At 67.5% G+C, this 10543-nt stretch carries 5 protein-coding genes; 4 read left to right on the top strand and 1 reads right to left on the bottom strand.

Annotated elements, in window-relative coordinates:
* The first annotated feature begins 252 nt into the window (after positions 1-252).
* The 4 genes from rplJ to GUY61_RS28530 all read left to right on the top strand — a co-directional run bounded on the left by rplJ (position 253) and on the right by GUY61_RS28530 (position 9377).
* A complete protein-coding gene (gene rplJ / locus GUY61_RS28545; RefSeq protein WP_166633140.1) occupies positions 253-813 on the top strand; it encodes a 50S ribosomal protein L10 in 561 nt (186 codons plus the stop codon).
* Positions 814-897: 84 nt separating this feature from the next.
* Entirely contained in the window at positions 898-1284 is a 387-nt protein-coding gene (gene rplL, locus GUY61_RS28540) for a 50S ribosomal protein L7/L12 (protein WP_166633139.1), read from the top strand.
* Positions 1285-1854: 570 nt separating this feature from the next.
* Complete coding sequence (gene rpoB / locus GUY61_RS28535; RefSeq protein WP_166633138.1) at positions 1855-5337, top strand: DNA-directed RNA polymerase subunit beta; 3483 nt, start codon at positions 1855-1857, stop codon at positions 5335-5337.
* Between the two features lie 125 nt (positions 5338-5462).
* On the top strand, positions 5463-9377 hold the full coding sequence (locus tag GUY61_RS28530) for a DNA-directed RNA polymerase subunit beta' (protein ID WP_166633137.1): 3915 nt from the start codon (positions 5463-5465) through the stop codon (positions 9375-9377).
* Between the two features lie 80 nt (positions 9378-9457).
* Here the strand turns inward: GUY61_RS28530 and GUY61_RS28525 are convergent.
* On the bottom strand, positions 9458-10543 hold a 1086-nt coding region (locus GUY61_RS28525), incomplete at its 5' end, for a M48 family metalloprotease (RefSeq protein ID WP_398957225.1).

Below are 10543 nucleotides of genomic sequence, written 5' to 3'. Positions count from 1 at the left end.
TTGCTTGACAGCGGATCGTTCCCGTACTCTTCCCCAGAAGCCAAAGACCGCTGGTCGTTGCCGTGTCCTCAGGACGCGGTGGCCGAAGGATCCGCTAGCTGCGGACGACCCGCGCAGGTGACTGGAAGAGAGCTCCCGGATTGTGAATCCGGTCGAGCTGTCGCCCCGTGCGCCTGCGCCGGGGCGTTTCGTTTTGCCCAGTCCTCCTTCGGGTCCGCGCGGTCCGAATCACCCGGAAGGAGGCCGAGGCTCATGGCGAGGCCCGACAAGTCCGCCGCGGTTGCCGAGCTGACGGACAAGTTCCGCAGCTCGAGTGCCGCCGTGCTGACCGAGTACCGCGGTCTCACCGTGGCGCAGCTCAAGCAGCTGCGCCGTTCGCTCGGTGAGAACGCCCAGTACGCCGTGGTGAAGAACACGCTGACCAAGATTGCGGCCAACGAGGCCGGAATCTCGACGCTCGACGACCTGTTCAACGGTCCGACGGCTGTCGCCTTCGTCACCGGTGACCCGGTGGAGTCGGCGAAGGGTCTCCGTGACTTCGCCAAGGACAACCCGAACCTCATCATCAAGGGCGGTGTCCTTGACGGTAAGGCGCTGTCCGCCGATGAGATCAAGAAGCTTGCGGACCTCGAGTCCCGCGAGGTTCTGCTCGCCAAGCTGGCGGGTGCCATGAAGGCCAAGCCGTCCCAGGCTGCCGCGGTCTTCCAGGCCCTGCCCTCGAAGCTCGTCCGCACCGTGGACGCGCTTCGCGAGAAGCAGGCCGAGCAGGGCGGTGCCGGTACGCCGGCTCCCGCCGAGGCCGACGCCGAGTAATCAGCGTCCGGTCGCAGCGGGCCCCACGTACGCCCGCCGACATGTACACCCGGCACCAGCCGAATTAGTGGAAGGACCGCCATCATGGCGAAGCTCAGCCAGGACGACCTGCTCGCGCAGTTCGAGGAGATGACCCTCATCGAGCTCTCCGAGTTCGTGAAGGCGTTCGAGGAGAAGTTCGACGTCACCGCCGCCGCCCCGGTGGCCGTTGCCGCCGCAGGCGTCCCGGGTGCCCCGGCCGCCGAGGCCGCTGAGGAGCAGGACGAGTTCGACGTCGTCCTCACCGGCGCCGGTGACAAGAAGATCCAGGTCATCAAGGTCGTGCGTGAGCTGACCTCCCTGGGTCTGAAGGAGGCCAAGGACCTCGTGGACGGCGCCCCGAAGCCCGTTCTCGAGAAGGTCGCCAAGGAGGCTGCGGAGAAGGCCGCCGAGTCCCTCAAGGCCGCCGGCGCCTCCGTCGAGGTCAAGTGACCCCAGGGGTCGCCAGACCCCTCCGCGCGGGCTTGTAACGCGCACCGTCCCCAGGGCGATCACCTATACGGGTGGTCGCCCTCGGGCGTTTGCCGGGGGTGCGCGGTGCTCTCTTGCTCTTCCCGTCCCGACGGGTAGGGTGATCTTCGTTCTGCGCTCCCCTGGGCAGCCTCCCGAGGTGGGGGCCTTGACGAACGGCACGCAGCGCGCAATTCTCAGGACGCGTCGTCACAACGGTCCAGAGTCGAGGCATGGATCGACGACGAAGAGGGCAGTATCAATACGCGCTCCAGCGCGCGGCCTGTACGCAGGCCGGTAGGAACACAACCGAGGGGGCGTGTGCCGGTCTCCGGAATCCCGCTCTGGACATCAGTGGGCCAAGTGGCTACACTGACCCTTTGCGCTGCCTGTTAGCTGCCTCCTGCCCGTCACCAGGGGCATGCCCACGCTTGAGCACCTTGATTGAACCAACCTGACCTGGGCGTCTTCCGCCAAATCAGGTGAGTCTGTCTCTGTGCGCATGGGACCGGTACGCGCGTAGTGAGTCCGAGCCCTCGGAAGGACCCCCTCTTGGCCGCCTCGCGCAACGCCTCGACTGCCAATACGAACACCGGCGCCAGCACCGCCCCGCTGCGCATCTCATTCGCAAAGATCAAGGAGCCCCTCGAGGTTCCGAACCTCCTTGCGCTGCAAACCGAGAGCTTCGACTGGCTGCTCGGCAATGCCGCCTGGAAGGCTCGCGTCGAGGCGGCTCTGGAGAACGGACAGGACGTCCCCACCAAGTCCGGCCTGGAGGAGATCTTCGAGGAGATCTCCCCGATCGAGGACTTCTCCGGGTCGATGTCCCTGACCTTCCGCGACCACCGCTTCGAGCCGCCGAAGAACTCCATCGACGAGTGCAAGGAGCGCGACTTCACGTACGCCGCCCCGCTCTTCGTCACCGCCGAGTTCACCAACAACGAGACCGGCGAGATCAAGTCCCAGACGGTCTTCATGGGCGACTTCCCGCTCATGACCAACAAGGGCACCTTCGTGATCAACGGCACCGAGCGTGTCGTCGTGTCGCAGCTCGTCCGCTCGCCGGGTGTCTACTTCGACTCCAACATCGACAAGACCTCCGACAAGGACATCTTCACCGCCAAGATCATCCCCTCCCGGGGTGCCTGGCTGGAGATGGAGGTCGACAAGCGCGACATGGTCGGTGTGCGCATCGACCGCAAGCGCAAGCAGTCCGTGACCGTCCTCCTCAAGGCCCTCGGCTGGACGACCGAGCAGATCCTGGAGGAGTTCGGCGAGTACGAGTCCATGCGCGCCACCCTGGAGAAGGACCACACCCAGGGCCAGGACGACGCGCTGCTCGACATCTACCGCAAGCTCCGTCCGGGCGAGCCCCCGACCCGCGAGGCCGCGCAGACGCTGCTCGAGAACCTCTACTTCAACCCCAAGCGCTACGACCTGGCCAAGGTCGGCCGCTACAAGGTCAACAAGAAGCTGGGCGCGGACGAGCCGCTCGACGCCGGTGTGCTCACCACCGACGACATCATCGCCACCATCAAGTACCTGGTGAAGCTCCACGCGGGCGAGACCGAGACGGTCGGCGAGAACGGCACGAACATCGTCGTCGAGGTCGATGACATCGACCACTTCGGCAACCGCCGCCTGCGCAACGTCGGCGAGCTCATCCAGAACCAGGTCCGCACGGGTCTGGCCCGTATGGAGCGCGTCGTCCGCGAGCGGATGACCACCCAGGACGTCGAGGCGATCACGCCGCAGACCCTGATCAACATCCGGCCGGTCGTCGCCTCCATCAAGGAGTTCTTCGGCACCAGCCAGCTGTCGCAGTTCATGGACCAGACGAACCCGCTGTCGGGCCTGACCCACAAGCGCCGTCTGTCCGCGCTCGGCCCCGGTGGCCTGTCCCGTGAGCGGGCCGGCTTCGAGGTCCGCGACGTGCACCCCTCGCACTACGGCCGCATGTGCCCGATCGAGACCCCTGAAGGCCCGAACATCGGCCTGATCGGCTCGCTCGCCTCCTACGGCCGGGTCAATGCGTTCGGTTTCGTCGAGACCCCGTACCGCAAGGTCGTCGACGGCCAGGTCACCGACGAGGTGGACTACCTGACCGCCGACGAGGAGGACCGCTTCGTCATCGCGCAGGCCAACGCGCCGCTGACGGACGACCTCCGGTTCGCCGAGGCCCGCGTCCTGGTGCGCCGCCGTGGCGGCGAGGTCGACTACATCGCCCCGTCCGACGTGGACTACATGGACGTCTCGCCGCGCCAGATGGTGTCGGTCGCGACCGCCATGATCCCGTTCCTGGAGCACGACGACGCCAACCGCGCGCTCATGGGATCGAACATGATGCGCCAGGCCGTTCCGCTGATCAAGTCGGAGGCCCCGCTGGTCGGCACCGGCATGGAGTACCGCTGCGCGGTCGACGCCGGCGACGTCATCAAGGCGGAGAAGGACGGTGTGGTCCAGGAGGTCTCCGCGGACTACATCACCGTCGCCAACGACGACGGCACGTACACCACGTACCGCGTCGCGAAGTTCTCCCGCTCCAACCAGGGCACCTCCTTCAACCAGAAGGTCGTCGTGGACGAGGGCGTCCGTGTGGTCGAGGGCCAGGTCCTCGCCGACGGTCCCTCCACCGACGAGGGCGAGATGGCGCTCGGCAAGAACCTCCTCGTGGCGTTCATGCCGTGGGAGGGCCACAACTACGAGGACGCCATCATCCTCAGCCAGCGCCTGGTGCAGGACGACGTCCTCTCCTCGATCCACATCGAGGAGCACGAGGTCGACGCCCGTGACACCAAGCTGGGCCCCGAGGAGATCACCCGGGACATCCCGAACGTCTCCGAAGAGGTCCTCGCCGACCTCGACGAGCGCGGCATCATCCGGATCGGTGCCGAGGTCGTCGCCGGCGACATCCTGGTCGGCAAGGTCACGCCCAAGGGCGAGACCGAGCTGACCCCCGAGGAGCGGCTGCTCCGCGCGATCTTCGGCGAGAAGGCGCGCGAGGTCCGTGACACCTCGCTGAAGGTGCCGCACGGCGAGACCGGCAAGGTCATCGGTGTGCGCGTCTTCGACCGCGAGGAGGGCGACGAGCTGCCGCCCGGCGTGAACCAGCTGGTTCGCGTGTACGTCGCTCAGAAGCGCAAGATCACCGACGGTGACAAGCTCGCCGGCCGTCACGGCAACAAGGGCGTCATCTCGAAGATCCTGCCGGTCGAGGACATGCCGTTCCTGGAGGACGGCACCCCGGTCGACATCATCCTCAACCCGCTCGGTGTCCCGTCCCGGATGAACCCGGGACAGGTCCTGGAGATCCACCTCGGCTGGCTCGCCAGCCGCGGCTGGAAGGTCGAGGGCTCCGAGGAGTGGATGGAGCGCCTGAAGGCGATCGGCGCCGACGAGGTGGCCCCCGGGTCCAACGTCGCGACCCCGGTCTTCGACGGTGCCCGCGAGGACGAGCTGGCCGGCCTGTTCGAGCACACCATCCCGAACCGCGACGGCGAGCGTCTGGTGCTCCCGTCCGGCAAGGCCCGGATGTTCGACGGCCGCTCCGGTGAGCCCTTCCCGGACCCGATCTCGGTCGGGTACATGTACATCCTCAAGCTCCACCACCTGGTCGACGACAAGCTGCACGCCCGCTCGACCGGTCCGTACTCCATGATCACCCAGCAGCCGCTGGGTGGTAAGGCCCAGTTCGGCGGCCAGCGCTTCGGTGAGATGGAGGTGTGGGCGCTGGAGGCGTACGGCGCCGCCTACGCCCTCCAGGAGCTGCTGACCATCAAGTCCGACGACGTCACCGGCCGCGTGAAGGTCTACGAGGCCATCGTCAAGGGCGAGAACATCCCCGAGCCCGGCATCCCCGAGTCCTTCAAGGTGCTCATCAAGGAGATGCAGTCGCTCTGCCTCAACGTGGAGGTGCTGTCCTCGGACGGCATGTCCATCGAGATGCGCGACACGGACGAGGACGTCTTCCGCGCCGCGGAGGAGCTCGGTATCGACCTGTCCCGGCGCGAGCCGAGCAGCGTCGAAGAGGTCTGACGGGTCTGGCCCGAGAGCTCGCAAGAGTCCCTCGGGCCGTCCCCGGACCCCCAGTCAGACCAATACAGCGCCCTTCACTTTCGCTGACGCGAAGGGCACGACCCCGAAAGAGGGATTGACGACAAGTGCTCGACGTCAACTTCTTCGACGAGCTGCGGATCGGCCTGGCCACTGCTGACGACATCCGTCAGTGGTCCCACGGCGAGGTCAAGAAGCCGGAGACCATCAACTACCGCACCCTGAAGCCCGAAAAGGACGGACTCTTCTGCGAGAAGATCTTCGGCCCCACCCGGGACTGGGAGTGCTACTGCGGAAAGTACAAGCGCGTCCGCTTCAAGGGCATCATCTGCGAGCGCTGCGGCGTCGAGGTCACTCGCGCCAAGGTGCGCCGTGAGCGGATGGGCCACATCGAGCTGGCCGCGCCCGTCACCCACATCTGGTACTTCAAGGGTGTCCCCTCGCGCCTCGGCTACCTGCTGGACCTGGCGCCCAAGGACCTCGAGAAGGTCATCTACTTCGCGGCGTACATGATCACGTACGTCGACGAGGAGCGCCGCACCCGCGACCTGCCCTCCCTGGAGGCGCACGTCTCCGTGGAGCGTCAGCAGATCGAGCAGCGCCGCGACGCCGACCTCGAGGCCCGCGCCAAGAAGCTCGAGTCCGACCTGGCCGAGCTGGAGGCCGAGGGCGCCAAGGCCGACGTGCGCCGCAAGGTGCGCGAGGGCGCCGAGCGTGAGATGAAGCAGCTGCGCGACCGTTCGCAGCGCGAGATCGACCGCCTCGACGAGGTGTGGAACCGCTTCAAGAACCTCAAGGTCCAGGACCTGGAGGGCGACGAGCTCCTCTACCGCGAGCTGCGTGACCGCTTCGGCACCTACTTCGACGGTTCGATGGGCGCCGCCGCGCTGCAGAAGCGCCTGGAGTCCTTCGACCTGGACGAGGAGGCCGAGCGCCTCCGCGAGGTCATCCGCACCGGCAAGGGCCAGAAGAAGACCCGTGCCCTGAAGCGCCTGAAGGTCGTCTCGGCCTTCCTCAACACCAGCAACAGCCCCAAGGGCATGGTCCTGGACTGCGTCCCGGTGATCCCGCCGGACCTGCGTCCGATGGTGCAGCTGGACGGTGGCCGCTTCGCGACCTCCGACCTGAACGACCTGTACCGCCGTGTCATCAACCGCAACAACCGCCTCAAGCGTCTCCTCGACCTCGGTGCTCCCGAGATCATCGTGAACAACGAGAAGCGCATGCTTCAGGAGGCCGTCGACGCGCTCTTCGACAACGGCCGTCGCGGCCGCCCGGTCACGGGCCCCGGCAACCGTCCGCTGAAGTCGCTGTCCGACATGCTCAAGGGCAAGCAGGGCCGTTTCCGTCAGAACCTGCTCGGCAAGCGGGTCGACTACTCGGCGCGTTCCGTCATCGTCGTCGGCCCGCAGCTCAAGCTGCACCAGTGCGGTCTGCCCAAGGCCATGGCGCTGGAGCTCTTCAAGCCGTTCGTGATGAAGCGCCTGGTGGACCTCAACCACGCGCAGAACATCAAGAGCGCCAAGCGCATGGTCGAGCGCGGCCGCACGGTCGTGTACGACGTGCTGGAAGAGGTCATCGCCGAGCACCCGGTGCTGCTGAACCGCGCACCGACCCTGCACCGCCTCGGCATCCAGGCCTTCGAGCCGCAGCTGGTCGAGGGCAAGGCCATCCAGATCCACCCGCTCGTCTGCACCGCGTTCAACGCGGACTTCGACGGTGACCAGATGGCCGTGCACCTGCCGCTGTCCGCGGAGGCGCAGGCCGAGGCCCGCATCCTGATGCTGTCCTCGAACAACATCCTGAAGCCGGCCGACGGCCGTCCGGTCACCATGCCGACCCAGGACATGGTGCTGGGCCTGTTCTTCCTCACCACCGACGAGGAGGAGCGCAAGGTCATCGGCGAGGGCCGGGCCTTCAACTCCACCGCCGAGGCGATCATGGCCTTCGACGCCCGGGAGCTCTCGCTCCAGGCGAAGGTGGACATCCGCTTCCCGATCGGCACCGTCCCGCCGCGTGGCTGGACCCCGCCGGCGGCGGAGGACGGGGAAGACGGCGTCGGAGCCGGGGAGTGGCAGCAGGGCGACTCGTTCCGGCTGCGGACGACCCTGGGCCGCGCGCTCTTCAACGAGCTGCTGCCCGAGGACTACCCGTTCGTCGACTACTCGGTGGGCAAGAAGCAGCTCTCCGAGATCGTCAACGACCTCGCCGAGCGCTACCCCAAGGTCATCGTCGCGGCGACGCTCGACAACCTGAAGGCGGCCGGCTTCTACTGGGCGACCCGTTCCGGTGTCACCGTCGCCATCTCCGACGTCGTCGTTCCCGAGGCGAAGAAGGCCATCGTCGCGTCGTACGAGGCTCAGGACGAGAAGGTCCAGAAGCAGTACGAGCGCGGTCTGATCACCAAGGACGAGCGCACTCAGGAACTCATCAACATCTGGACGAAGGCGACCAACGAGGTTGCCGACGCCATGAACGAGAACTTCCCGAAGACCAACCCCATCTTCATGATGGTCAACTCGGGTGCTCGTGGAAACATGATGCAGATGCGCCAGATCGCCGGTATGCGTGGTCTGGTGTCGAACGCCAAGAACGAGACCATCCCGCGTCCGATCAAGGCGTCGTTCCGTGAGGGCCTGTCCGTGCTGGAGTACTTCATCTCCACGCACGGTGCCCGTAAGGGGCTGGCCGACACCGCCCTGCGTACCGCCGACTCGGGTTACCTGACCCGTCGTCTGGTGGACGTGTCGCAGGACGTGATCATCCGCGAGGAGGACTGCGGCACCGACCGCGGCCTCAAGCTGGCGATCGCCGAGCGCGGCGCGGACGGTGTCCTGCGCAAGACGGAGAACGTCGAGACCAGCGTGTACGCGCGCTGCCTCGCCGAGGACATCGTGGTCGACGGCAAGGTGCTGGCCCCGGCCGGCACGGACCTCGGCGACGTGCTCATCGACGAGCTCGTCCGCAACGGTGTGGAGACGGTCAAGACCCGCTCGGTCCTGACCTGCGAGTCCGCCGTCGGCACCTGCGCCATGTGCTACGGCCGTTCGCTGGCCACCGGCAAGCTGGTCGACATCGGTGAGGCGGTCGGCATCATCGCCGCCCAGTCCATCGGTGAGCCCGGCACGCAGCTGACGATGCGTACCTTCCACACCGGTGGTGTGGCCGGTGACGACATCACCCAGGGTCTGCCCCGTGTCGTCGAGCTCTTCGAGGCTCGTACGCCCAAGGGTGTCGCCCCGATCTCGGAGGCGGCCGGCCGCGTCCGCATCGAGGAGACCGAGAAGACCAAGAAGATCGTCATCACCCCGGACGACGGCAGCGACGAGACGGCGTTCCCGATCTCCAAGCGCGCCAAGCTCCAGGTGAGGGAGGGTGACCACGTCGAGGTCGGGCAGAAGCTGACCTTCGGTGCCACCAACCCGCACGACGTGCTGCGCATCCTCGGCCAGCGGGCCGTCCAGGTCCACCTGGTCGGCGAGGTCCAGAGGGTCTACAACTCGCAGGGCGTGTCGATCCACGACAAGCACATCGAGATCATCATCCGGCAGATGCTGCGCCGCGTGACGATCATCGAGTCCGGCGACGCGGAGCTGCTGCCGGGTGAGCTCGTGGAGCGCTCGAAGTTCGAGACCGAGAACCGCCGTGTCGTCCAGGAGGGCGGCCACCCGGCCTCCGGCCGTCCGCAGCTGATGGGTATCACCAAGGCCTCGCTGGCCACGGAGTCCTGGCTGTCGGCGGCGTCCTTCCAGGAGACGACCAGGGTCCTGACCGACGCGGCGATCAACGCCAAGTCGGACTCCCTGATCGGCCTCAAGGAGAACGTCATCATCGGTAAGCTCATCCCGGCCGGTACGGGCCTGTCCCGCTACCGCAACATCCGGGTGGAGCCCACCGAGGAGGCGAAGGCCGCGATGTACTCGGCCGTCGGTTACGACGACATCGACTACTCGCCCTTCGGCACCGGCTCCGGCCAGGCGGTCCCGCTGGAGGACTACGACTACGGTCCGTACAACCAGTAAGCGGTCGTATCCGTACGACGACAGGGCGGCCATCCCTCAGGGGGTGGCCGCCCTGCGGCGTTCCTGCGGCTCTTCCGCGCCTACCGGCCCGGCGGCGCTGTGAGGTACGGCCGGAGGTGGTGGAGCCGGGTGTGGTGGTCGGGGTGGGAGGACAGCAGCGTGGCCAGCGGGCTTTCCGGTACGGGGACGCCTCCGTTGCGGGCCGTGAGCTCGGCCTCCCGGCGCTGGTCCTGATGGTGCAGTTTCCCGAGGACGGCGGCGAGCATGGGGGCGAAGCCAAGGGCCGCGGCGTGCCGGTCGGCCCGCAGCTCGGCGCGTCGGCCGACGGCGGCGAGTGCGTAGGGCACGGCGAGCACCACCAGAGGCAGTCCGTAGAAGGTGCTGACCGTCGCGAGGGCGACGCCTCCCAAGAGAAGGACGACGCACCCCATGCCGAAGCAGGAGAAGGCGCGGGACACCTGGAAGAGACCGGCGCACACGGCGCGCAGGAACCGCCAGGCGACCCGTCCGGGGAGCGCGTACCAGTAGCCGAGCAGCGAGGACCAGGCGTGGCCGCCGACGTGGTGACCCAGCTCGTGGGCCAGGACGGCGGCCAGTTCCCCGTTGGGGAGCTGGTGCAGGGCGAACCGTGTGACACCGACGATGTGGCCGGCTGCGGCGACGGCGTTGAGCCGGTCGCTGTCCTCGACCCACAGTTCGTAGGTGCGTCCCTCGACTCCCGCGCGGGCCGTGACCTCCCGCCAGACGGGCTCCAGCCGGGCCCGCTCCTCGGTGGTCGGGTGGCGCAGGTGCAGCAGACGGCGTGCGATGGCGCTCTCGGTCGGCCGGTGGAAGACGAGCGCGCCGCTCGCCAGCCAAGCGAGGACGACCAGGAAGCCCAGATCGCCGAAGAACAGTGACACCAAGCCCACGACGAACAGGCTGCACAGGAGGTTCGGCAGGTGGAGCAGCAGGTTGCCGACGGCGGCGGCGTCGGTGCGGCGCTGCCGGCCCGCGATGTGCACGCGACCGCGGTCGGTGCTGATGTGGTGGGGGTGCAAGGGGTCGTCGGGGGAGAGTCCCGGGCCGGATACGGGGGCCGGAGCGCCCTGCCCGGGGTACGGGGGCGCGGTCTGCTGCGCGACCGGGGGCTGCTGCGGGTTCGGCGGGACCTGTGGGTACAGCGG

The organism is Streptomyces sp. GC420 (assembly GCF_009916105.1).
Lineage (GTDB): Bacteria > Actinomycetota > Actinomycetes > Streptomycetales > Streptomycetaceae > Streptomyces.
This window is presented reverse-complemented; position numbering and strand designations above follow the sequence as displayed.

Bases quoted from the DNA above. Each gene is read 5' to 3' on its own strand.
- rplJ (WP_166633140.1), top strand. From the start codon at position 253: ATGGCGAGGCCCGACAAGTCCGCCGCGGTTGCCGAGCTGACGGACAAG.
- rplL (WP_166633139.1), top strand. From the start codon at position 898: ATGGCGAAGCTCAGCCAGGACGACCTGCTCGCGCAGTTCGAGGAGATG.